Genomic DNA, 22,794 nt, shown 5'->3' with positions numbered 1-22,794 from the left:
CCCCATGTCAGCGGGGCTTCCGCCAGGATGTTCGGAACGCATAAGCATTCTGGAGGGGACAGCGCAGATGAGCTACAACCAGCCGGGCCCGTACGGTGGCCAGCCGCCGCAGGGCCAGCCCGGACCCTACGGCCAGCAGCCGGGCCCGTACGGCGCCCAGCCGCCGCAGGGCGGTCAGCCGGGTCACGGATATCCGCAGCAGGCCCCCCAGGGTGTTCCGCAGCAGCCCCAGCCGGGCTACGGCTACCCGCAGGCCCAGCAGCCGGGCCCGTACGGCCAGCAGCCCCAGGCCCCTTACGGTCAGGCGCCGTACGGCCAGGCTCCCTACGGCGGCCAGGTGCCGATGCCTCCGGCCCCTCCGAAGAAGAAGACCGGGCTGATCATCGGCGGCGCCGTCGTGGCGCTGGCGGTCATCGCGGGCGGGGCGTACTTCCTGACGTCGGGCGGGGCCAGCAACAGCGACGTCGCAGACAGCACGAAGGGCTACAAGCTGACGCCGGCCGCCACGCTGGACGGCTACAAGAAGAAGGACACCGGTGCTTCCCAGTCACCGGGTCCGTTGACCGGCACCGAGAAGGCCAAGGCCGAGGGCCTGGGGATCAAGAATCCCCAGCAGGCGGGCGCGGTGTACCAGACCGGCTCCGAGGACAATCCGCTCGCCGTCAAGTCCGTGACCCTTTCGGGTATCTGGGGCGATGTCACCGACCCGGCGAAGGTCATCGACAACTCCTTCAACAACGCGGAGTCGGACTTCAAGAAGGGCGACGAGGGCATGGGCGCCGAGCTCGTCGGCAGCCCCAACGCCGTCACACCTGCCGGGTTCGATGGCGCGCTGATGAAGTGCCAGAACATGAAGGTGATCAACAAGAACGGCGACGGCACGCCCGCGAAGGGCCCCAAGGAGTTCGAGTTCCCCATCTGCGTCTGGGCCGACTACAGCACGGTCGGCGTCGTCCAGGGCGTCGACGTGGCGCTCTCCATGGCGGGCAAGGGCATGTCCCAGGAAGACGTGGCCGCCCTGGCCGCCAAGCTCTACAACACGTCCCGCACCAAGATCTGAGCACTCGGTACAGCGGAAGGGGCGCCCGGCCAGTTACTGGCCGGGCGCCCCTTCGTGTACGTCGTGCTACCGCGACCGCTACGCGGACTTCTCGTGGCGGCCACCGTCGTTCTTGCCGATCGTGCGCGGCTCGCGCGGGACCAGCGTCGGGTTGACGTTGTTGCGGACCACGTCCGCCGTGATGACGACGCGGGCGACGTCCTTGCGGGACGGCACCTCGTACATCACGGACTGGAGGACCTCTTCCATGATGGCGCGCAGACCGCGCGCGCCGGTGCCGCGCAGGATCGCCTGGTCGGCGATGGCCTCCAGCGCCGGGCGGTCGAAGTCCAGTTCCACACCGTCGAGTTCGAAGAGACGCTGGTACTGCTTCACCAGTGCGTTGCGCGGTTCGACGAGGATCTGCAGCAGCGCCTCGCGGTCCAGGTTGTGGACCGAGGTCAGTACGGGGAGGCGGCCGATGAACTCGGGGATCATCCCGAACTTCACCAGGTCCTCCGGCATGACCTCCTGGAACTGGTCGCTCGCCTCGATCTCGCGCTTGGAACGGATCGTCGCACCGAAGCCGATGCCCTTGGCACCCGCCCGGGACTCGATGATCCGCTCCAGACCGGCGAACGCACCGCCCACGATGAACAGCACGTTCGTCGTGTCGATCTGGATGAACTCCTGGTGCGGGTGCTTCCGGCCGCCCTGCGGCGGTACGGAGGCGGTGGTGCCCTCCAGGATCTTCAGCAGCGCCTGCTGGACGCCCTCGCCTGAGACATCGCGGGTGATCGACGGGTTCTCGCTCTTGCGGGCGACCTTGTCGATCTCGTCGATGTAGATGATCCCGGTCTCGGCCTTCTTGACGTCGTAGTCCGCGGCCTGGATCAGCTTCAGCAGGATGTTCTCGACGTCCTCGCCGACATAGCCGGCCTCCGTCAGCGCCGTCGCGTCGGCGATGGCGAACGGGACGTTGAGCATGCGGGCCAGCGTCTGCGCGAGCAGCGTCTTGCCGGAACCCGTGGGGCCCAGCAGCAGGATGTTGGACTTCGCCAGCTCGATGGCGTCGTCCCGGCCCTGCGCGCCGCCGTTCTCGCCCGCCTGGACCCGCTTGTAGTGGTTGTACACAGCGACCGAGAGGGCCTTCTTCGCGGGCTCCTGACCGACGACGTACCCCTCGAGGAACTCGTAGATCTCGCGCGGCTTGGGGAGTTCCTCCCACCGCACCTCGGAGGTCTCCGCGAGCTCCTCCTCGATGATCTCGTTGCAGAGATCGATGCACTCGTCGCAGATGTACACACCGGGTCCCGCGATGAGCTTCTTCACCTGCTTCTGGCTCTTTCCGCAGAACGAGCACTTGAGCAGGTCGCCGCCATCACCGATGCGTGCCACGAGGTGCTTCCCCTTCGCCTGGGAGCAGCTTGGTTCAGCGGCTCCTGGTGCCTCTATCCGACGGTACCTTGCCCGGCCCCCCGTTCGGGCCCCCCTTGGCACGGTTCACACGGTCGCGACCGTCTGAAACCACCGCACCAAGGGGCAAAGGGCGACGTCAGGCCATCGCTCCGGCCGCACTCTTGCGGGTGGAGACGATCTGGTCGACGAGACCGTAGGCGAGGGCGTCCTCGGCGGTCAGGATCTTGTCGCGCTCGATGTCGTCGCGGATCTTCTCCAGCGGCGTGGTGGAGTGCTTGGCCAGCATCTCCTCCAGCTGGGTGCGCATCCGCAGGATCTCCTTGGCGGCGATCTCCAGGTCGGAGAGCTGCTCGCGGCCGGTCTGCGAGGACGGCTGGTGGATCAGCACACGGGCGTTGGGGAGCGCCATGCGCTTGCCGGGCGTGCCGGCGGCGAGCAGGACCGCGGCGGCGGAGGCCGCCTGGCCCATGCAGACCGTCTGGATGTCCGGCTTCACGAACTGCATGGTGTCGTAGATCGCGGTGAGTGCGGTGAACGAGCCACCGGGGCTGTTGATGTAGATCGAGATGTCACGGTCCGGGTCCATCGACTCAAGGCACAGCAGCTGCGCCATGACGTCGTTGGCGGACGCGTCGTCGATCTGCACGCCGAGGAAGATCACGCGCTCCTCGAAGAGCTTCGCGTACGGGTCGTACTCGCGCACACCCTGCGAGGTGCGCTCCACGAAGCGCGGAACGATGTAGCGGTTGTCCACCTGCGGGCCGGTGTAGAGGCCGCTGGCGGAGGCGCCGGGGAGGCCGGGGTAGTTGCTCATGTCGGTGTTCACCATCCTGGTGGCGTTCTGAGGGCTGTGGGCTGTGGGCTGGGCGGGCAGAGGGGCTCAGGCCCCGGTGCCGCCGCCGCCCGGAACGCCCGATGCGGCGGAGATGATCTCGTCGATCAGCCCGTACTCCACGGCCTCCTCCGCCGTGTACCAGCGGTCGCGGTCGCCGTCGCGGATGATCGTCTCCACGGTCTGGCCGGAGTGACGGGCGGTGATCTCCGCCATCCGCTGCTTCGTACGGAGCAGGTACTGCGCCTGGATCTTGATGTCCGAGGCGGTACCGCCGATGCCGGCCGAACCCTGGTGCATGAGGATGTCGGTGTTCGGGAGCGCGAAGCGCTTGCCCGCAGTGCCACCGGTCAGCAGGAACTGGCCCATCGAGGCCGCCATGCCCATACCGATGGTGACCACGTCGTTCGGGATGTACTGCATGGTGTCGTAGACCGCCATGCCTGCGGTCACCGAGCCGCCGGGGCTGTTGATGTAGAGGTAGATGTCCTTGTCGGGTTCGGCGGCAAGGAGAAGCAGCTGCGCCGTGATCTTGTTGGCGATGTCATCGTCGACCTGCTGACCGAGGAAGATGATGCGCTCGCCGAGCAGTCGGCTGTAGACCTGGTCGCCGAGGCCACCACCGAGGGACGGCTCTCCGGCGGCGTAAGGCATCAGATTCGTCACGTATCCACCTGCTCGTCTCTGACGGCTCCGGCCGTCTCAGCGTCTTCGTACCGGGCGGGCGGGGACTCCCCACCCTTCCTATTCATGGACCCTAACGCGCAGGTAGGACAACGCCATCCCGCTTCCGCAACTGTTCGCTGGGAGCGCAAGCTGGGCAGTGCGCACAAGGGTTCCGCGGCGCCGGGCGGGGAGCTCGGGGCCGGCTGCGCGGGACTCCGCGGCGAGACGACGACGGGCTCCGGACGCTGAGCGTCCGGAGCCCGTCGCACGGGTTCAGCGCGAGGCTCAGGCCTCGGTCTTCTCCTCGTCAGCGGCCTCGGTGGTGCCCTCGGCGGCCTCGACCGTCTCGATGGCCTCCTCGAGCTCCTCCTCGTCCTCCAGCTCGACGACCTCACCGTTGGTGTCGACGACCTTGGCGGCCTCGACGACCACGGCCAGCGCCTTGCCGCGGGCGACCTCGCCGACGAGCATCGGCACCTGGCCGCCCTCGACGACGGCCTGGGCGAACTGGTCGGGGCTCATGCCGGAGGAAGCAGCGCGCCGCATGAGGTGCTCGGTGAGCTCCTCCTGGTTGACGTTCAGCTTCTCCTTGTTGACGAGCTCGTCCAGGATGAACTGGGTCTTGATGCCCTTGATGGCCTGCTCGGAGGTCTCGGCGTCGAACTCCTCGACCGTCTTGCCCTGGATCTCCAGGTACTTCTCCAGGGTCAGACCCATCTGACCGAGCTGGTGGTGCTCCAGGTTGTGCTTGCGGGTCTGGACCTCGTCCGCGAGCAGCTTCTCGGGGATCGGGACCTCGGCGAGCTTCAGCAGCTCCTCGAGGACGCGCTCCTGGGCCTGGGTGGCCTGGTCGTACTGCTTGGTGTTCTCCAGGCGCGTACGGCTGTCCGCCCTGAGCTCGTCAAGCGTGTCGAACTCGCTCGCCATCTGGGCGAACTCGTCGTCCAGCTCCGGGAGTTCACGGGCGGCGACCGCGGTGACCTTGACGGTGACCTCGGCCTCCTTGCCCTCGGCCGAGCCACCCTTCAGCTCGGAGGTGAAGGTGACCTCGCCACCCGCCTCCAGGCCGGTGACAGCGGCGTCGATGCCGTCGAGGAGCTCACCGGAACCGATGGTGTACGAGACACCCTCGGCCACGCCGTCCTCCAGGACCTCGCCGTCGACCTTGGCCTGCAGGTCGATCGTGACGACGTCGCCCTCGGCGGCGGCGCGCTCGACCGGGTTGGTGGAGGCGAAGCGCTCGCGGAGCTGCTCCACGGCCTTCTCGACCTCTTCGTCGGTGACCTCGAGGGCGTCCACGGTGACCTCGATGCCGGAGTAGTCCGGGATCTCGATCGCCGGGCGCACGTCGACCTCGGCGGTGAAGGCCAGCAGCTCGCCGTCCTTCAGCTCGGTGATGTCGACCTCGGGCTGGCCCAGGACGTTGAGCTCACCCTCGTTGACAGCCTCGGTGTAGAACTTCGGGAGGGCGTCGTTGACGGCCTCCTCCAGCACAGCACCACGGCCGAACCGCTGGTCGATGACCCGGTTGGGGATCTTGCCCTTACGGAAGCCCTTCACCGTGACCTGCTGGTTGATCTTCTTGTACGCCGCGTCGAGGCTGTCCTTGAGCTCCTCGAAGGGCACCTCGATGCTGAGCCGAACCCGAGTCGGGTTCAGGGTCTCCACGGCGCTCTTCACGGTTCGGTCTCCTTGGTGGCTGACTTCTTGGGGTTCTGCTCGGCCACCGGACAGCGGCTCCGCGGATCGAGCCCGGTAGATCAGACACACGGGCACGCATTTTGCATAGTAACGGCAAGGGGGATGACTCCCACAATGCGATCTTGCTGGTGGTCGGGGTGGCCGGATTCGAACCGACGACCTTCCGCTCCCAAAGCGGACGCGCTACCAAGCTGCGCCACACCCCGTCGGTGCGACACGTAGGGTACATGCAGACAGGCGGTGCACAGGCCGCTTTTCAGGGGCGGCGCGGAACGCGGCACCCCGTGCCGCGATCAGGTGTGCGCAGACCGTCCGCGACCCGCTACGATGCTCTTCGTGCCGCGGTCCTCGTGACCTGCGGTGCGACGCTTGCGGGCGTAGCTCAATGGTAGAGCCCTAGTCTTCCAAACTAGCTACGCGGGTTCGATTCCCGTCGCCCGCTCCATGCCACTCAGGGCCAGGTCGGAGGTTCATCCTCCGACCTGGCCCTGACGCGTTCGGCGGCCCGTCTCCACGGGGTCGGCCGACGGTGCGTCAGAAGGAGATGTTGCTGATCGTCTCCGCTATCGAGTTCATGAACCTGTTGATCGACGGCGCCATGCCGGTCGATGCCAGGAAGAAACCGAAGAGCACCGCGACGACCGCGGGTCCGGCCTTGATGGAGCCGCCGCGGATCAGGACCACCAGGATGATCGCCAACATCAGCACCACAGACAGTGAAATGGCCACGACTGATCACACCCTTGGTCGGTCCGCCTTGCCGGCCCGGAGGCACGCATCCCCGGCGCTCCTCCGTCACGTCCATCGTGCCACCAACTCCCGTGTGGTTGCTGCGAGGTGACGCATCGCACTGTCGGGATCACGCCATCCTCGCGCCCGGCGTGCGCGAGGGGCGTGCAGCGCTTCCGGCACGCCTGCCGGCGCTCCACAGCAACCCTCCGGGGGCAGCACAGGGGCCGTTCGGGGCCCGGACCAAATGGCGTGCGGCTGTGATGGTTTCCATATCCACACACATTGTTCACATGAATTTCGTCGACCTTGATGCGATGAAATTCACTCCCTCCAACCGCGCGCCGATATGCACCGTTCAAGGCGGATCAATCAGGTCATAGCGGGCGGTTTTCGGTGGTTTCACTTTCGAATGGCCGGGAAGACGCGATATCCGATGGCCGTTTTACGAATTGCATTCAAGACGTCTAAGGTGCTTGAGATGTTCCACGCTCCGAACGTATTTCAGAGGGACCCGATCTCCCCGGCGACCCGGGAATCGGAGCCCAGACCGGACGGAGGCAGGACCACCACCGCGACAGTCCCCGCACCGGTGGAGAACAAGCCTCCTGCGGCCGAGCCCGCCAAGCGGCGTGACGCCTACTTCGACAACGTCAAATATCTGGCGATCGTGCTGGTTGCCATGGCGCACTCATGGGAACCCGTGATGGACGGGAGCCGGACCACCCGTGCGCTGTACATGGTTGCGTACACCTTTCACATGCCGGCCTTCATCATCGTCTCCGGCTATTTCTCCCGCTCGTTCGACATGAGCGCCAAGAAGGTAAAACGCCTGGTCACCGGAGTCGCCGTGCCCTACGTGGTGTTCGAGACGGCGTACTCGCTCTTCAAGCGGTACGCGGACAACACGCCGGACCATCCGATCAGCCTGCTCGACCCCTGGTATCTGACCTGGTTCCTGTGCGCGTTGTTCATCTGGCGGATCACCACGCCCCTGTGGCAGGCGCTGCGCCATCCGCTGCCCGTCGCGCTCGTCATCGCCGTACTCGCCTCGTTCTCCCCCACGATCGGCGACGATCTCGATCTCCAGCGTGTCCTGCAGTTCCTGCCGTTCTTCGTGCTCGGTCTCCAACTGAAACCCGAACACTTCCAGTTGGTTCGCCGACGTGAGGTGCGGCTACTGGCTCTGCCGCTGTTCGCAGGGGCCGTCGTGTTCGCGTACTGGGCGGCGCCGCGGATGCGGCTGGGCTGGTTCTACCGCAGCAACAGCGCGCCCGAAATGGGCGCTCCGTGGTGGTCGGGTGCGGTGCTGACGCTGGCGATGTTCGGCTGTGCGCTGCTGCTCACCGCCGGGTTCCTGGCCTGGGTGCCGCGCCGCCCCATGTGGTTCACGGTGCTGGGCTCCGGAACGATCTGCGGCTATCTGCTGCACGGGTTCCTGATCAAGGGTGTTGGCTACGCCGGGGTGTTCGACCGGTACACGTGGCTCGCCGAGCCGGGCGGCCTGGTCCTCGTCTCACTGCTCGCGGCCGCCGCGGTGACGCTGATGTGTACGCCACCCGTACGGCGGGTGCTGCGTTTCGCGACCGAACCGGACATGCGCTGGGCATTTCGGCGGGACGCCGCCAGGCTCTGAGTGGATCAGCCGCCCGTGGTGTTGGCCGGATCCGGCCGGTCGGCGGGCGGTTCGCCGGGAGCGAGCCCGAGCAGCGCGCGTACCTGCGCATATTTCGCGGTCAGCCGGGTACGCGTCGCCGGGTCCAGGACCGCGAGGCGGTCCGGATCGGCGTTGTGCGCGAGGTCGGACTCCTTGATCAGCAGGGCGCCCGGGGTGGCGAGGATGCGCCGGGTGTACGAGGCGAGGCCCTCGCCGTCCCGTTTGGTGACGGCGAGGACCATGTCCTTGACCGGTTGCGGCAGGGCCGCGCGGGCCAGCCACTCCTCGGAGAGCGCCTCGTCCTCGACGGCGTCGTGCAGCCAGGCCGCCGCGATCTGTTCGTCGCTGCCGCCCCTGGCCCGTACGCCTTCCGCGACGGCGGCGAGGTGTTCGGCGTACGGGCGTCCGGCCTTGTCCTTCTGGTCCGCGTGGGCCGTACGGGCGATCGCCTCGACTTCGGCCGCGGTCAGATCGCTGCGGGGTGTGGGCATGGGGGCGACTCTACGGGCGTGCGGCCGTCCGGCGCAGGACGGCGCGGGCCGGGACCGTGGCGGCGGCGAGGCCGAGGCCGACGGTCGCGGCGACGAACGCCCCGTACAGCGCCGGTGGGATGTACGGGGCTTCGCCCGTCAGGCCCTTCATCATCGGGTGGAGCGTGGCCGGCGCGATGCCCGTACCGAGCGCCACTCCGGCCACCGTGACGAGAAGCGCCTCCCCAGGCGTCGAGCGCGCGGTCCTGGCTCCGGGGCAGGCGAAGGGCCGCGCGGGCGAGACCGTTCGGGATGCGCGGAGTGACCATCAGGCCGCTGCTCCCGCGTGGGCGGGCGCCGTCAGTGCGGTCATCCGGGCGGCGATCCGCTCGGCGCGGGAACGCGGCAGGCTGTCCGCGATCGCGTCGGCGAGGAACAGCCCTGGTCTCGCCGTCCTCGCACCGCCGGCCGCCGGGCGGTCGCACTGGCCGGCCCGGATCCTGCCGGGGTCCGGAGCGGGAGCGGCGCTCTCCGGGTGCGGGCCACCGCGTCCCGCACCCGGAGAGCGACCGTGCCCCACGTTCCGGTGACGGACCGACGCCCGTTGACGGAGGCCCGGTTCGGGGCGGTTACGTATGGTTCAGGGTTGGCGGGACAGGAGCAGCAGTGCCCGGTCGTCGTTGACGTCCTTCGCGCACGCCTCGATCAGATGCCAGGCCGCGCCCTCGAAGCCGGTGACGACATAGCGGTCCGCCTCTCCGGTCAGCCGGTCGATACCGTCCGCGATGTCCCGGTCGGACGCCTCCACCAGGCCGTCCGTGAACAGCATCAGGACGTCACCAGGGGCCAGCGAGCCCTTCACCGCGTCGAACTGCGCCCCGTCGTACACCCCGAGCAGCGGGCCCTCCGCGACCTTCTCCTCCCAGTGGCCGCTTCCCGCGTGCAGCTGGAGGGCGGGCGGGTGGCCCGCGGAGAGGAGCTCGTAGTCACCCGATTCGAGGTCCAGCACCAGGTGGATCGAGGTGGCGAAGCCTTCGTCCCAGTCCTGGCGGAGCAGATAGCCGTTGGCCGCGGGCAGGAAACCGTGCGGCGGCAGTGAGCCGAGGAGACCGCCGAAGGCACCGGACAGCAGCAGGGCGCGGGACCCCGCGTCCATGCCCTTGCCCGACACATCGGTGAGGACGACCTCCAGGGTGCGGCCGCCGTTGGTGCGGGCCGCGACGACGAAGTCGCCGGAGAACGACTGGCCGCCCGCCGGGCGCAGCGCCATCTCCCGGTGCCAGCCCTGCGGCAGGCGCGGCAGGGCGCTCTGCACCCGGATGCGTTCGCGCAGGTCGAAGAGCATGGTGCCGCCGCGCCGCCACGGCACGCCGACCCTGGCCCGGAACTGGGCGAGGATCAGGCCGAAGAAGCCGCAGGCCGCGACCACCAGGACGGTGCCCGGGGTCACCCGGGCCGGCCCCTGTCCGTACGGGCCGAGCGCGATCGACTCCACGATCAGCGCCGCGGCAGCGGTCGCGTACAACCCCAGCAGACTGGCCGGCCGCAGCAGCAGACCGCCCGCGACGATCGGCAGCACGAGCGCGGCCGGGGCACACCACACCGCGTTCAGCAGCGTGCCGTAGGTGATCGCCGGGATGGTGATCAGCAGGCCGACCAGAGCGATCCAGTCGGAGCCGTCGCCGCGGAAGTAGTCGACCCCGGATTTGCGCAGCGCGATGCGTGCCCGGTGCGCCGATTTCCGCAATCGGGCCGGGTACGAGTCTGCTCCTGCGCGACGGGCCATTGCGGGGACCTTATCCACCCGGGCGCCTCCGGTGCAGGGGGACCCCTGTGACAATGCGTTCGAAATCGGGTCGACCATCTGCCGTACCCCTGGTAGGCATGGCATATGACTACAGAGTTGCGGGTGTTGCGTCCGTCCGAATGGAACCAATGGTTCGGGAGTCTGGAACTCGCCTTCGGCGGAGTCGCCGAGTCCCCGGAGGAACGCGAACTCTGGGACGCGCTGACCGAGCACGAGCGGTCGATCGGCATCTGGGACGGCTCGGACGTGGTCGGTACGGCGGGTGCGTTCAGCTTCCGGCTGGCCGTGCCGGGCGGAGCGCTGGTGCCTGCGGCAGGGGTGACGATGGTGAGCGTCGCGGCCACGCACCGCAGGCGCGGACTGTTGACCTCGATGATGCGGCGCCAGCTCGACGACGTGCGGGCACTGGGTGAACCGCTCGCGGTGCTGACGGCTTCGGAGCCCGCGATCTACGGCCGGTTCGGGTACGGGGCGGCCACGAAGCAGATGTCCCTGGAGATCGACACGGACCGGGTACGACTGACGGTGCCGGACGGCACGGACGGGATCCGCCTGCGGTACGCGAAGCCCGACGAGGCGCTCACCACGATCGAGGGCGTGTACGAGCAGCTGGTGGCCGGGCGGCCGGGTGCCCCGGCGCACGGTCCCGGCTGGGAGCGGAAGGCGGTGCTCGACCCGGAGAGCGCACGGCAGGGGGCGTCGCCACTGCAGTGCGTGCTGGCGGAACGGGACGGTGGGGTGGTCGGCTACGCGACCTTCCGCAACAAGCCGGACTGGGACGCGGCGGGCCCCAAGGGCCGGATCGTGGCGGACGATGTGTCGGCCCTCGACCCGTCGGCGTACGCGGCGCTCTGGCGGTTCCTCTTCGAGATCGACCTGACATCGACGGTCGAGGCGCGGAACCGGCCGGTCGACGATGCCGTACTGCATCTCGTCTCGGACGTGCGGCGGTGCAACATCAAGGTGCGCGACTCGCTGTACGTACGGCTGGTGGACCTGGGCGCGGCGCTGGAGGCGCGGGCGTACCGGGCGCCGGTGGATGTGGTGTTCGACGTGACGGACGCGTTCTGCCCCTGGAACGAGGGGCGTTGGCGGCTGACGGCCGACGCGAAGGGCGGTGCGTCGTGCAAGCGGACGGACGACCCCGCGGATCTGGCGCTCTCGGTGCGAGAGTTGGGGGCGGCCTACCTGGGCGGCACATCGGTGGTCTCGCTGGCACGGGCGGGCCGGGTACAGGAGTTGCGGGCGGGGGCGGTCGACGAGGCCTCGCTGGCGTTCTCGTCGGCGGTGGAACCCTGGCTGCCGCGGGGGTTCTAGCCGGAAGTGTCGCCGGGCACGCCCCGCGACCGCTTCGTCCTCGAACGCCGGACGGGCTCGAAGGAGACGCGCGGCCCCGAAGGGCGCGTGCGATCGGGACAATGAGCACGTCCGGCGACGGAGGGCACAAGGGTGCGCTAGCGGGGCTGGCAGGTGGGACACCAGAAGAGGTTGCGGGCCGCCAGGTCCGCCGTGCGGACCTCCGTGCCGCAGATGTGGCACGGCTGGTGCGTCCGGCGGTACACGTACACCTCGCCCCCGTGGTCGTCCACCCGCGGTGGGCGGCCCATCGCCTCGGGAAGGTGCTCGGGGCGGACCGTGTCGATGCGGTTGTTCCGCACTCCCTCGCGCATCAGCATCACCAGGTCGGCCCACATCGCGTCCCACTGGGCACGGGTGAGGTCCTTGCCCGGCCGGTACGGGTCGATGCCGTGCCGGAAGAGGACCTCGGCGCGGTAGACGTTGCCGACGCCCGCGATGACCTTCTGGTCCATCAGCAGGGCGGCCACGGTCATGCGGCTGCGCGAGATCCGCTGCCAGGCGCGTTCGCCGTCCTCGTCGGTCCGTAGCGGGTCCGGGCCCAGCCGGTCGTGTATCGCGCGCTTCTCGGGTTCCGTGATCAGGGCGCAGGTGGTCGGGCCGCGCAGATCCGCGTGGTGGTCGTCGTTGGCCAGGCGCAGGCGGACCGTGTCGGTGGGCGGAGGCACCGGTGCCGTGCCGAAGTGGAGCTTGCCGAACAGGCCCAGGTGGATGTGGACCCAGCCGGCGTCCTCGAAGCCGAGGAACAGGTGCTTGCCGTGCGCGTCAACACCGGTGAACCCACGGCCGTCGAGGAGCGCCGCGCTCTGCGAGAACCTGCCCTGCGGGCTGGTCACCCGCACCGGCCCGCCCGCGAACCGGTCGCGATGGTCCGCGGCCAGACGGTGGATCGTGTGTCCCTCGGGCACGGCGGTGGCTCTCCTCGGTCGGATGGGGACATGGCTGTGCCGCCGGGCGGGCCGGCGGCACGGGGGATGTGGGGCGGTCAGCCCTGCTGCGGGTGGTGGGCGGGGATCGGGGGAAGCTCGCCCGTCGTCTCGTACGCCGTCAGCATCTCAATGCGACGGGTGTGACGCTCCTCACCGGAGTACGGCGTGGCGAGGAAGATCTCGACGAACTTCGTCGACTCCTCCACCGTGTGCATCCGGCCACCGATGGCCACCACGTTGGCGTTGTTGTGCTCGCGGCCGAGCGCGGCGGTCTGCTCGCTCCAGGCGAGTGCGGCGCGTACGCCCTTCACCTTGTTGGCGGCGATCTGCTCGCCGTTGCCGGAGCCGCCGATCACGATGCCGAGGCTGTCCGCGTCCGCGGCCGTCTTCTCGGCGGCGCGGAGGCAGAACGGCGGGTAGTCGTCCTGGGCGTCGTAGATGTGGGGCCCACAGTCGACGGCTTCGTGGCCTTGGGCCGTGAGCCACTCGACGAGGTGGTTCTTGAGTTCGAAGCCGGCATGGTCTGAGCCGAGGTACACGCGCATGTTCCGAGTGTGGCACGCGCGGCGCGGGGTAGCCGTCATCGGGGTCGGGACCCTCCGGTCCGGCCGGAGCCGCGGAGCCCTTGTGCGGGGCGTGTGGGAAATCCCACTCAACGATCCGGTCAACGATCCGGAAGAGGGGGTTCCGCTTCCGGTGTTCCGCAGGCTTCAATGCTGAGACTCCGCCGCCACACCACCGTGCAGCGGCACAGCCGCGGAACTGAGTGATCCAGAACGTAAGGATTCGATCCATGACGCAGACGACTCTGGCAGGGCCGGGCCACCAGCCCGGCGAGCCGGACCGGGCGGACAAGCCGGGCTCCTCCGACGGGCTCCAGGCCGGTCTCAAGAATCGTCACCTCTCGATGATCGCCATCGGCGGGGTGATCGGCGCCGGCCTCTTCGTGGGCTCCGGCGCCGGTATCGCCGCCGCGGGACCCGCCATCCTGCTGTCGTACGCCCTGGTCGGCCTCATGGTCGTCTTCGTGATGCGGATGCTCGGCGAGATGGCCGCGGCCCGTCCGAGCTCGGGCTCCTTCTCCGCATACGCCGACCGGGCCCTCGGCCGCTGGGCCGGATTCTCGATCGGCTGGCTGTACTGGTTCTTCTGGGTCGTGGTGCTCGCCGTCGAAGCCACGGCGGGTGCCAAGATCCTGGAGGGCTGGGTGCCGGGCGTCCCGCAGTGGGCGTGGGCGCTGATCGTGATGGTCGTGCTCACCGCGACGAACCTGGTCTCGGTCGGTTCGTACGGAGAGTTCGAGTTCTGGTTCGCCGGGATCAAGGTCGTGGCGATCGCCGCGTTCGTCGTCGTCGGGCTGCTCGCCGTCTTCGGGCTGCTGCCCGGCTCGGACAACCCCGGCGCGGGGCTCGCGCATCTCACGGACAGCGGCGGCTTCTTCCCCAAGGGGCCGGGCGCCATCCTCACCGGTGTGCTGATGGTCGTCTTCTCGTTCATGGGCAGCGAGATCGTGACGCTGGCGGCCGGCGAGTCGGAGAACCCGCAGCGCGCCGTCCAGAAGGCCACCAACAGCGTGATCTGGCGGATCGCCGTCTTCTACCTGGGCTCGATCTTCATCGTGCTGACGCTGCTGCCGTGGAACGACGCGTCGATCCTCAAGGACGGCAGCTATGTCGCCGCACTGAACTCGATCGGCATCCCGCACGCCGGCCAGGTGATGGACGTCATCGTGCTGACGGCCGTGCTGTCCTGCCTCAACTCCGGCCTCTACACGGCCTCGCGGATGGCGTTCTCGCTCGGCGGCCGCGGTGACGCGCCGAAGGCGTTCGCCCGGACGAACAAGCGCGGCGTGCCGCAGGCGGCCATCCTGTCCTCCGTCGTCTTCGGCTTCGTCGCCGTGTTCTTCAACTACCAGTGGCCGGACACCGTCTTCCAGTTCCTGCTGAACTCGTCCGGTGCGGTCGCCCTGTTCGTCTGGCTGGTCATCTGCTTCACCCAGCTGCGCATGCGGGGCATCATCCTGCGCGAGTCGCCGGAGAAGCTGGTTGTACGGATGTGGCTCTTCCCGTATCTGACCTGGGCGACCATCGCGATGATCTCGTTCGTGCTGGTCTACATGCTGACCGACGACAGCGGCCGTGAGCAGGTGCTGCTCTCGCTGCTCGTCGCGGCGGTCGTGGTGGCGATCTCGCTGGTACGTGAGGTCCGGCAGCGCAAGCGCGGAGCGGTCACGGCGGACGCGTCCGCCGACGCCTGACCGAGCCCGTCCATACCTGACGGCCGATGTCAGGTATACCGGGGAGGCTCTCTCCTGCCGCAGTTTTCACCGGGCGAACGGAGAGCCTCTCCATGAACGACCAGTTGCCTGCCCAGTTCACCTTCAGCCCCGGCGACCCCGGATACGCGGAGGAACTGGCCGGCTTCCAGACCGGTTTCACGCTCCGGCCCGGACTGATCGTCGGTGCCACCGATGCCGACGAGGTCCGGGCCGCCGTCGTGTTCGCCGGCGCCCGCGGGCTGCCTGTCTCCGTCCAGGCCACCGGGCACGGTCTGGCCGGCGCCGCCGAAGGCGGGGTGCGCCGGGGCCAGGTCGTCGAGGCCGCCGGGGGGGATTCCACGACGAGCGGACGCGGAAGAGGCTCGCCGGTGTGGGTGTCGCAGTACGACCCGGCGAGCCTCTTCGGAGGGGTTTACGAGGGTGAGTAGCCCCCGGTGTCAGCCCCGGCGGCCGACGAACTTCCAGGCGGTGGGCAGCGCACCCATCGCCAGCGCCGCCTTCAGCGCGTCACCGAGCAGGAACGGCACCAGGCCCGCCGCGATCGCGGCGCTCGCCGACATACCCGTGGAAAGCGCCAGGTACGGGACGCCGACCGCGTAGATGATCGCGGAGCCGAGCACCATCGTTCCCGCGGTGCGCAGCACCGAACGGTCGCCGCCGCGACGGGCGAGGCCACCGACCACGGTGGCGGCGAGCAGCATGCCGAGGACGTAACCGAACGAGGCACCACCCGCGCCGGAGCTGCCGCCCGCGAACCACGGCACGCCCGCCATGCCGACGAGCGCGTACACAGCCAGGGAGAGGAAGCCGCGGCGGGCGCCGAGGGCGGTGCCGACGAGGAGCGCGGCGAAGGTCTGTCCGGTGACGGGGACCGGGGAGCCGGGAACCGGGACGGCGATCTGGGCGGCGATGCCGGTGAGCGCGGCGCCGCCGACGACCAGGGCCGTGTCGACGGCGTAGCGGTGCCGGGCTGCGGGCAGCAGGTCGGCGAGAACCGCTCCGGTACGGACGGGGACAGCGGCAGCAGTGCTCATCGGGACTCCGCGATGGTGAGGGCAGGTGGGGACAGACTGAGGCTGACGTTAGCCCACGGGTTAACGCTCGATCACCATCAGCCGCCCACAAAGCGGTGCTCGGCGGCTTGGTGGGGTTCACACAAAGGCCGGTGAGCAATCACGGGACGGCGTGATGCTCGTCACTGAGGTGGGGCCGTGGAGGGGGCTGTCCGCCGGGCGGGGTCTTGCAACGTGAGACTGTAGGTTCCCCATAAGAGGGTCCGTGACGCCCCCCAGTCACCGGACCCGCTGATTGATCCGGGAGTGATCCGCACCCCATGCACGACACCCCTCCCCCCACGGAGCCCGGGCAGCCGGAACCGCTGGCGCACGGGCTGAAACAGCGCCATCTGACGATGCTCGGACTGGGCGGGGTGATCGGCGCCGGTCTCTTCGTGGGTTCGGGCGCCGGGATCGCCGTCGCGGGCCCGGCGATCGTCGTGTCGTATCTGATCGCGGGCACGCTCGCGATGCTGGTGATGCGGATGCTCGGCGAGATGTCGGCAGCGATACCCGCCTCCGGTTCGTTCTCCGTCCATGCGGAGCGGGCGCTCGGCCGGTGGGCCGGATTCAGTGTGGGCTGGCTCTACTGGTTCCTGCTGGTGGTGGTCCTCGCCGTGGAGGCGACCGCCGCCGCGACGATCGCCCATGGCTGGGTGCCGGCGGTGGACCAGTGGGCCTGGGTGCTGGTGTTCATGGTGGTGTTCACCGTCGCCAATCTCACCGCGGTCAAGAACTTCGGCGAGTTCGAGTTCTGGTTCGCCGCGCTCAAGGTCGCCGCGATCGTGGTCTTCCTCGTGCTCGGGCTGCTGGCCATTTTCGGTCTGCTCCCGGACACCGAGCCGGTAGGACTGACCAACCTGACCGGTCAGGGCGGTTTCCTGCCGAACGGCTGGGCCGGGGTCGTGTCCGGTGTGCTGACCGTCGTCTTCGCCTTCGGCGGACTGGAGGTCGTGACCATCGCCGCGGCCGAGACCGACAATCCGGCGCGCGCGGTGGGACGCGCCGTGCGCAGCGCGGTCGTGCGCATCCTCTTCTTCTACGTCGGGTCGATGCTGGTGATCGTGACGGTACTGCCGTGGACCGCGCAGCAGGCCGGGCTGAGCCCGTACGTCAAGGTCCTGGACGCGATCGGTGTGCCGTCGGCCGGACAGATCATGAACATCGTGGTGTTCGTGGCGCTGCTCTCCGCGCTGAACGCCAATCTCTACGGCTCGTCCCGGATGATCTTCTCCCTGGCCGAGCGCGGCGAGGCGCCGCGCGGGCTGCTCAAGGTGTCGGGCGGCGGTGAGGGCGGGGTGCCGCGGCGCGCGGTGCTCGCCTCGGTCGCCTTCGGCTTCGTCTCCGTGCTCCTCAATCTGAAGTGGCCCGACTCCGTCTTCCTCTATCTGCTCAACTCGGTCGGCGCGGTGCTGCTGTTCGTGTGGGGGCTGATCGCAGCGTCCCAACTGCGGCTGCGTCGCCGCATCGAACGTGAGGCGCCCGAGGCCCTGAACCTGCGGATGTGGTTCTTCCCCTGGCTGACCTGGCTGACCCTGTTCGCCCTGGGGGCCGTGCTCGTGCTGATGCTGACCGATGACGTGGCGCGGCCGCAGGTGCTGTGGTCGACGGGGGCGACCGGTCTGGTGCTGCTCGTGGCGCTGGCGCGGGAGGCGCGGGAGCGGCGCCGGGGCTGACGGGGCGGAGCCGTCGCTGGTGCGTACGCGCATGTGCACCATGTGTGAGCCCGGTGCCCGTATAGCGGACGGCTGTTCCCTGTGAGCGGAGGCGTGGAGAGACTGTGGCCTCGTCCACTGTCTCACCTACCGAACAGAGCACGTCCATGTCTCGGACCTCCGCGTCTCCCCCCACCGCCGGCTCGGAAGTCTCCGCAGCCCCGGTCGACTCCGCCCTCACCCATGGACTCAAGCAGCGCCACCTGTCGATGATCGCCCTCGGTGGCGTCATCGGTGCCGGGCTGTTCGTCGGTTCCGGCGCCGGTATCGCCTCCGCCGGGCCCTCGATCGTCCTCGCCTACGCCATCTCCGGACTGCTGGTCATGTTCGTGATGCGCATGCTCGGCGAGATGTCCGCCGCCAATCCGGCATCCGGCTCGTTCTCCTGCTGCTCTGTGTCGCCGTCGGCCTCGAAGGGATCGGCGCCGCGAAGATCGTCACGGGCTGGCTGCCCGGCACCCCGGAGTGGGCCTGGGTCGCGCTGTTCATGGCGGTCTTCCTCGGCACGAACCTGGCCGCCGTGAAGAACTTCGGCGAGTTCGAGTTCTGGTTCGCCGCCCTCAAGGTCGCCGCGATCACGCTCTTCCTGGTGCTGGGTGTGCTGGCGATCCTCGGGGTGCTGCCCGGTACGGATGCCCCCGGCGGCGCCAACCTCACCGGTGACGGCGGGTTCCTGCCGAACGGCTCCAACGGCTTCATCATCGGGCTGCTGGCCTCGGTCTTCGCGTACGGCGGTCTGGAGACGGTCACCATCGCGGCGGCCGAGTCCGAGAACCCGGTGCGGGGTGTGGCGAAAGCGGTGCGGACGGCGATGTGGCGGATCGCGTTGTTCTACGTCGGTTCGATGGCGGTCGTCGTCACGCTCGTTCCGTGGGACGACCCGAAGGTCGCCACGGTCGGCCCGTTCTACGCGACCCTCGACCACCTCGGCATCAGCGGCGCCGCGGAGATCATGAACGTGGTCATCCTGGTCGCGCTGCTCTCCGCGATGAACGCGAACATCTACGGCGCCTCGCGCATGGCCTGCTCGCTGGTCGCCCGCGGCCAGGGCCCGAGGCGGCTCGGCAGGGTCACGTCCGGGGTGCCCCGCAACGCGGTTCTCGTCTCGTCCGTCTTCGGTTTCCTCTGCGTGCTGCTCAGCTACTGGCGGCCGGACGACGTCTTCCCCTGGCTGCTCAACATGATCGGCGCGGTGATCCTGGTCGTCTGGATCTTCATCGCGGCCTCGCAGCTGGTGCTGCGCACCCGGCTGGAGCGCGAGACGCCCGAGAAGCTGGTGGTGCGGATGTGGCTGTTCCCGGTGGGGACGGTGCTGGCGCTGCTGGCCATGGCCGGCATCTTCCTGCTGATGCTGCGCCAGCCCGAAACGCGTGACCAACTGCTGGCGACCGGTCTGCTGACCGCCCTACTCGTCGTGATCGGTGTCGTACGACAGCGACGGGCCGGGTCCGTCACGGACTGACGTCCGGTGTGCACGGCACATTGAAGGAGAGCAGCGCACCGCCCTCCTCCCCCAGCCGCACCTCGCTCACCGCCGCGGGCCGCAGTTGCGGGAAGACGCGGCGGTAGGCGCCGAGCGGGATCGACAGCAGTTCGCACAGCACCAGCCGCAGCAGCGTGCTGTGCGCGACGACGAGGACCCGCTGCCCCGGAAGGCCGTCCGCGATCCGGCGCAGCGCCATCGCCCCCCGGGCCGCCGCCACGCGCGGGTCCTCGGCCCCGGGGAAGGCGTTGATCACCGGGTCGGCCCGGAACGCCTCCGCCCGTTCCGGGTCCTCGGCGGCGAACTCGGCGAGGGTGCGCCCCTCCACCGTCCCGAAGTCGCACTCCCGCAGATCGGGTTCGCGTCCGGGTACGAGGTCAAGCGCCCAGCAGGCGGGTTGGGCGGTCTCGACGGCACGGGTGACGGTCGACGTCCAGATCGCGTCGACGCGGTGTCGCAACGCCCACTGCGCCAACTGTTCGGCCTGGCGGCGCCCCTCGTCGGTGAGGGCTACGTCACTGACCCCGGCGTAGCGGTTCTCGGCCTGCCACGCGGTCTGTCCGTGCCGGGCGAGGAACAAGGTGGTCGGGCTCGTGGTCATCGGCTCTCCGTTCGGGACCGGGCGTGGGTGGCGAGCGCTCCGGACAGCCGGCCCCGCCGTTCCAGTTCGTCCACCACCTTGAGGTACGGCTCCGTGTGGCGGGCGGTGCGCGCCGGGTCGGGGCGCAGGACCTGCCGGATTCCGACCATGTGGCCCGCGGATCAGCCGGGCAGCGGGCCCCCGATGGACGGCATGGGGACGACCTTGCCGGGATCCGGAACGGTCACCCGCACCGGCTTCCCGTGTTCCGCCAGATTCATCGTCGCCTTGACGCCCACCGCTCCCAGGGGCCAGTCGAGCCGGGTACGCACGACCCGGCCGCTCCGGTCGACCCAGGCATCCGCGAACACGGTGAGCCCACCGATCCCCTCCCGCATGGTGTCGACCTTGGCCCGCATGTCCTTCGCCATCCGCAGCGTGACCGTCTCCTGGGTGAGCAGGCCGCGGTAATGGACCGCGGGCGTGCCGTTCACCGTCTCCTCGCCGACCTTCGAGGTCCGGCGCATCTGCGCCACCTGGCGCAAGACGTGCTCGGGGTCGTTCATCGGTGCCCGTAGCGCGTAATGAGCCTCGGCCCTGTCCCGGCGGATCGATCCCCAGGAACCTGCCATCTCGGCGAATCCGCCGAAGTAGACGGTGTCACCGTCGAAGATCTCCTCCATGCGGGGAGACGTCTTCCGAGGAGCCGCCGCGTTGTGGAGCGCGACCCCGAGGCGCCCCTTGGCGCCCGCCCAGTCGAAGTCGCCCTTGATCGAGATGACGTAGGAAGCGGTGCCGTCCCCGATCTCGATCTTCTGATCGATCCGGGCGCTGGTCTTTTTCGTTGCCGTCACCGCCGCCCGCACCGCCGCCCCGTGGTCCGTCTCCGAGCCGGAACCGGAGGCTTTCGCAGCCTTCGCCGCGTCTTGCGCCGTCCCCGGGTCTCCGGAGCATCCCGCGCACAACAGCGCGGCGGCGACAGCAAGAGGGATGAGGGGACGTCGCATGGTCTCTCCACGAGGTGATTGCCGAGTCACCGACATGCCACCGACGCCGGACGGGTGATCGTATCAACGCGGCCCCGGCGTCTGCCCGGTGACGAGCGCCAGCATCAGCCCGTCGTACCCCTTGCTGCCGACGGTCTGCAGAGCGGTCGCACTCAACGTCGGGTCGGCCGCCACGAGTTCGGTGAAGCGGCGTACGCCCTGCACCTTCGGGTCGCCGCTGGCGCCGGCGACCACTTCGCCGTCGCGCACGACGTTGTCGGCGACGATCAGGCTGCCGGGCCGGGTCGGCTTTCCTCATGTGAGGTGAATGCGATGATGGGCGCCATGAGCCCCCTCCCCGCCGACCCCACCGTTCTCCACCCGATGCCGGGCCAGCCCCGGGTCGTGCAGCTGAAGCCCCTGGTGAAGTCCGAACTGATCGTGGTCGGGGACTACTCGTACTACGACGACCCCGACGACGCGACCGCTTTCGAGACTCGCAACGTGCTGTACCACTACGGCCCGGAGAAGCTCGTCATCGGGAAGTTCTGCGCGCTGGGGACCGGAGTGCGGTTCATCATGAACGGCGCCAACCACCGGATGGACGGCCCGTCCACGTTCCCCTTCCCCACCATGGGCGGCTCCTGGGCCGAGCACTTCGACCTGCTGACCGGGCTGCCGGGCCGGGGTGACACGGTCGTCGGCAACGACGTCTGGTTCGGCTACAACTCCATGGTGATGCCGGGGGTACGGATCGGGCACGGCGCGATCATCGGCGCCGGCGCGGTCGTCATCGGTGACGTGCCCGACTACGGCATCGTCGGAGGCAATCCGGCCAAGCTGATCCGTACCCGGTACGACGGCGAGACCATTGCCCGGCTTCTCGCCGTCGCCTGGTGGGACTGGCCCGCCGAGCACCTCACCCGACACATCCGCACCATCATGTCCGGCAGCGTCGACGACCTCGAAGCGGCTGCCCCGAAGGGGACATCGTGACGATCACCGTTCGAGAACTCACCTACTACCCGGTCAAGGGCTGCGCCGGGATCACGGTCGATTCGGCACAGGTCGGCGCGACCGGTCTTGCGCACGACCGGACGTTCATGGTGGTGGACGCGGCGGACGGCGCGTTCCGCAGCCAGCGTACGCAGCCTTCGATGGCCGCGATCAGGGTCGAAGTCCTTGACGACGGAGCGGTGTTGGCCCTGTCCGCCGAAGGCGTCGAGCCGCTGCGTCTGGATGTCGACCGGGACGGCCCGCACCGCGAGGTCAGCATGTTCGACCGTCCACTCGGCACGGCGGCCGACCAGGGGGACGAGGTCGCGGAATGGTTCTCCGACGCGCTCGGAGCGAAGTCCCGCCTGGTACGGGTGGCCCCCGGCTTCGACCGGGACGGCTGGGGCGAGACCCCTGGCAAGGTCAACTTCGCGGACGCCCACGCGGTGCTGGTCGCCTCGACGGCCTCCCTGGACGGCCTCAACACCCGCATCGCCGCCCGGGGCGACGCCGAACCGGTGCCGATGAACCGCTTCCGCGCCAACATCGTGTTGACCGGCAACGACGAGCCGCACTTCGAGGACCGGGTACGCCGGATGACCATCGGCACGGTGGAACTCGCCTACTCGGTACGGGCGATGCGGTGCAACGTCCCGCTCATCGACCAGACAACGGGCCGCCGCGCGGGCCCGGAACCGGTCCGGACTCTCGCGACGTACCGGCGCGAGCCGGAGTACAAGAACAAGGTGAGCTTCGGCGCGAAGAACGCGGTGGTCCGCGAGGGTGTGGTGAGCGTGGGCGACATGGTCGAGGTCACGGACCGGCTCAGCCGCTGAAGACCCCGGCCTTCACCCCGTCGATGAACGCGGCCCATACGGCGGGGGCGTAGAACTGGAGCCCGCCGTCACGGTTCTCGCTGTCCCGGACGACCCGTCCACCGTCGGCGGTGTGGGCGACCTCGACGCATTCGCCGCCTTGTCCTCCGGTGGGGGGGACGACTTTTTGACGCTCTCCCTCCTGAAGGAGGGAGATTCTTACGGCTCGCGCCGTGAGACTTCCTGTTTCATCGCCGACTGCCCGCCCGGAGTTCTCCGTT

Annotated in this window: 23 protein-coding genes, 2 tRNA genes and 2 pseudogenes; 10 read left to right on the top strand and 17 right to left on the bottom strand. The window is 69.1% G+C overall.

Annotated features, from left to right (window positions below):
• Window positions 1–67: 67 nt before the first annotated feature.
• Window positions 68–1,060: a hypothetical protein gene (locus tag AB0I23_RS21990; RefSeq protein ID WP_359111517.1), complete on the top strand. Its 993-nt coding sequence runs from the start codon at window positions 68–70 to the stop codon at window positions 1,058–1,060.
• A gap of 78 nt (window positions 1,061–1,138) precedes the next feature.
• Here AB0I23_RS21990 and clpX read toward each other — a convergent pair whose 3' ends face one another.
• From clpX to AB0I23_RS21965, 5 genes are all read right to left on the bottom strand, one after another.
• Window positions 1,139–2,437 (bottom strand): ATP-dependent Clp protease ATP-binding subunit ClpX, encoded by a 1,299-nt coding sequence (clpX, locus tag AB0I23_RS21985; protein WP_030921263.1) that lies wholly within the window; start codon window positions 2,435–2,437, stop codon window positions 1,139–1,141.
• A gap of 157 nt (window positions 2,438–2,594) precedes the next feature.
• The gene (locus AB0I23_RS21980) at window positions 2,595–3,287 is read right to left on the bottom strand and encodes an ATP-dependent Clp protease proteolytic subunit (RefSeq protein ID WP_359111515.1); all 693 of its coding nucleotides are present in this window, start codon (window positions 3,285–3,287) and stop codon (window positions 2,595–2,597) included.
• 51 nt (window positions 3,288–3,338) lie between these two features.
• Window positions 3,339–3,944 carry an ATP-dependent Clp protease proteolytic subunit gene (locus tag AB0I23_RS21975; RefSeq protein WP_359111624.1) on the bottom strand — a complete coding sequence of 202 codons (606 nt, stop codon included), beginning with the start codon at window positions 3,942–3,944 and terminating at the stop codon, window positions 3,339–3,341.
• A gap of 297 nt (window positions 3,945–4,241) precedes the next feature.
• A complete protein-coding gene (gene tig, locus AB0I23_RS21970; RefSeq protein WP_359111513.1) occupies window positions 4,242–5,636 on the bottom strand; it encodes a trigger factor in 1,395 nt (464 codons plus the stop codon).
• A gap of 150 nt (window positions 5,637–5,786) precedes the next feature.
• Window positions 5,787–5,863, bottom strand: a tRNA-Pro gene (locus AB0I23_RS21965).
• Between the two features lie 165 nt (window positions 5,864–6,028).
• Between AB0I23_RS21965 and AB0I23_RS21960 the strand changes: the two genes are divergently transcribed.
• Window positions 6,029–6,102 (top strand) — tRNA-Gly (locus AB0I23_RS21960).
• Between the two features lie 89 nt (window positions 6,103–6,191).
• Here the strand turns inward: AB0I23_RS21960 and AB0I23_RS21955 are convergent.
• Window positions 6,192–6,386 carry a hypothetical protein gene (locus AB0I23_RS21955; RefSeq protein WP_359111511.1) on the bottom strand — a complete coding sequence of 65 codons (195 nt, stop codon included), beginning with the start codon at window positions 6,384–6,386 and terminating at the stop codon, window positions 6,192–6,194.
• Between the two features lie 481 nt (window positions 6,387–6,867).
• On the opposite strand from AB0I23_RS21955, the gene AB0I23_RS21950 reads away from it, so the two are divergent.
• A complete protein-coding gene (locus tag AB0I23_RS21950) occupies window positions 6,868–8,022 on the top strand; it encodes an acyltransferase family protein (RefSeq protein WP_359111509.1) in 1,155 nt (384 codons plus the stop codon).
• A gap of 5 nt (window positions 8,023–8,027) precedes the next feature.
• On the opposite strand, the gene AB0I23_RS21945 is transcribed toward AB0I23_RS21950, so the two are convergent.
• From AB0I23_RS21945 to AB0I23_RS21935, 3 genes are all read right to left on the bottom strand, one after another.
• Window positions 8,028–8,534 carry an HD domain-containing protein gene (locus tag AB0I23_RS21945; protein ID WP_359111507.1) on the bottom strand — a complete coding sequence of 169 codons (507 nt, stop codon included), beginning with the start codon at window positions 8,532–8,534 and terminating at the stop codon, window positions 8,028–8,030.
• A 10-nt stretch (window positions 8,535–8,544) separates the two neighbouring features.
• Window positions 8,545–8,730 (bottom strand): hypothetical protein, encoded by a 186-nt coding sequence (locus AB0I23_RS21940; RefSeq protein ID WP_359111505.1) that lies wholly within the window; start codon window positions 8,728–8,730, stop codon window positions 8,545–8,547.
• A gap of 423 nt (window positions 8,731–9,153) precedes the next feature.
• Window positions 9,154–10,299 carry a PP2C family protein-serine/threonine phosphatase gene (locus AB0I23_RS21935; protein WP_359111503.1) on the bottom strand — a complete coding sequence of 382 codons (1,146 nt, stop codon included), beginning with the start codon at window positions 10,297–10,299 and terminating at the stop codon, window positions 9,154–9,156.
• 105 nt (window positions 10,300–10,404) lie between these two features.
• On the opposite strand from AB0I23_RS21935, the gene AB0I23_RS21930 reads away from it, so the two are divergent.
• Window positions 10,405–11,637, top strand: a complete 1,233-nt coding sequence (locus AB0I23_RS21930) for a GNAT family N-acetyltransferase (RefSeq protein ID WP_359111501.1) — start codon at window positions 10,405–10,407, stop codon at window positions 11,635–11,637.
• Between the two features lie 137 nt (window positions 11,638–11,774).
• On the opposite strand, the gene AB0I23_RS21925 is transcribed toward AB0I23_RS21930, so the two are convergent.
• Complete coding sequence (locus tag AB0I23_RS21925) at window positions 11,775–12,584, bottom strand: Fpg/Nei family DNA glycosylase (protein WP_359111499.1); 810 nt, start codon at window positions 12,582–12,584, stop codon at window positions 11,775–11,777.
• A gap of 77 nt (window positions 12,585–12,661) precedes the next feature.
• Window positions 12,662–13,150, bottom strand: a complete 489-nt coding sequence (locus tag AB0I23_RS21920; RefSeq protein WP_359111497.1) for a ribose-5-phosphate isomerase — start codon at window positions 13,148–13,150, stop codon at window positions 12,662–12,664.
• 248 nt (window positions 13,151–13,398) lie between these two features.
• Here AB0I23_RS21920 and AB0I23_RS21915 point away from each other — a divergent pair, with 248 nt between their 5' ends.
• Both AB0I23_RS21915 and AB0I23_RS21910 read left to right on the top strand, forming a co-directional pair.
• Window positions 13,399–14,862, top strand: coding sequence for an amino acid permease (locus AB0I23_RS21915; protein WP_359111494.1), 1,464 nt, complete (start codon window positions 13,399–13,401; stop codon window positions 14,860–14,862).
• A 92-nt stretch (window positions 14,863–14,954) separates the two neighbouring features.
• Window positions 14,955–15,311, top strand: a complete 357-nt coding sequence (locus AB0I23_RS21910; RefSeq protein ID WP_359111492.1) for a hypothetical protein — start codon at window positions 14,955–14,957, stop codon at window positions 15,309–15,311.
• Between the two features lie 9 nt (window positions 15,312–15,320).
• Here the strand turns inward: AB0I23_RS21910 and AB0I23_RS21905 are convergent, their stop codons facing one another.
• Window positions 15,321–15,917, bottom strand: coding sequence for a biotin transporter BioY (locus AB0I23_RS21905; RefSeq protein WP_359111490.1), 597 nt, complete (start codon window positions 15,915–15,917; stop codon window positions 15,321–15,323).
• Window positions 15,918–16,216: 299 nt separating this feature from the next.
• Here AB0I23_RS21905 and AB0I23_RS21900 point away from each other — a divergent pair, with 299 nt between their 5' ends.
• Window positions 16,217–17,614 carry an amino acid permease gene (locus AB0I23_RS21900; RefSeq protein ID WP_359111488.1) on the top strand — a complete coding sequence of 466 codons (1,398 nt, stop codon included), beginning with the start codon at window positions 16,217–16,219 and terminating at the stop codon, window positions 17,612–17,614.
• Between the two features lie 146 nt (window positions 17,615–17,760).
• A pseudogene (locus tag AB0I23_RS21895) lies at window positions 17,761–19,115 on the top strand (amino acid permease).
• On the opposite strand, the gene AB0I23_RS21890 reads toward AB0I23_RS21895, so the two are convergent.
• From AB0I23_RS21890 to AB0I23_RS21875, 4 genes and pseudogenes are all read right to left on the bottom strand, one after another.
• Window positions 19,105–19,737, bottom strand: coding sequence for a histidine phosphatase family protein (locus tag AB0I23_RS21890; protein WP_359111487.1), 633 nt, complete (start codon window positions 19,735–19,737; stop codon window positions 19,105–19,107). The pseudogene AB0I23_RS21895 and the gene AB0I23_RS21890 overlap by 11 nt on opposite strands.
• Window positions 19,734–19,886, bottom strand: a complete 153-nt coding sequence (locus tag AB0I23_RS21885) for a hypothetical protein (RefSeq protein WP_359111485.1) — start codon at window positions 19,884–19,886, stop codon at window positions 19,734–19,736. The genes AB0I23_RS21890 and AB0I23_RS21885 overlap by 4 nt, the downstream gene beginning before the upstream one ends.
• Before the next feature lie 12 nt (window positions 19,887–19,898).
• Entirely contained in the window at window positions 19,899–20,723 is an 825-nt protein-coding gene (locus tag AB0I23_RS21880; protein WP_359111483.1) for a hypothetical protein, read from the bottom strand.
• 63 nt (window positions 20,724–20,786) lie between these two features.
• A pseudogene (locus AB0I23_RS21875) lies at window positions 20,787–21,008 on the bottom strand (methyltransferase); the annotation flags it as partial.
• Window positions 21,009–21,047: 39 nt separating this feature from the next.
• Between AB0I23_RS21875 and AB0I23_RS21870 the strand changes: the two are divergent.
• Complete coding sequence (locus AB0I23_RS21870; RefSeq protein WP_436846976.1) at window positions 21,048–21,698, top strand: CatB-related O-acetyltransferase; 651 nt, start codon at window positions 21,048–21,050, stop codon at window positions 21,696–21,698.
• Window positions 21,695–22,534, top strand: coding sequence for an MOSC domain-containing protein (locus AB0I23_RS21865; protein ID WP_359111480.1), 840 nt, complete (start codon window positions 21,695–21,697; stop codon window positions 22,532–22,534). The genes AB0I23_RS21870 and AB0I23_RS21865 overlap by 4 nt, the downstream gene beginning before the upstream one ends.
• Here AB0I23_RS21865 and AB0I23_RS21860 read toward each other — a convergent pair.
• Window positions 22,524–22,794 (bottom strand): DUF397 domain-containing protein (locus tag AB0I23_RS21860; RefSeq protein ID WP_359111478.1); only part of this gene is annotated, 271 nt, incomplete at its 5' end. The two genes, AB0I23_RS21865 and AB0I23_RS21860, sit on opposite strands and share 11 nt — an antisense overlap.

Origin of the sequence: Streptomyces atratus (genome assembly GCF_040655115.1) — a bacterium.
Classification (GTDB): Bacteria; Actinomycetota; Actinomycetes; order Streptomycetales; family Streptomycetaceae; genus Streptomyces; species Streptomyces atratus_D.
The sequence above is the reverse complement of the archived record's forward strand: the minus strand, read 5'-3'. Positions and strand labels throughout refer to the sequence as shown.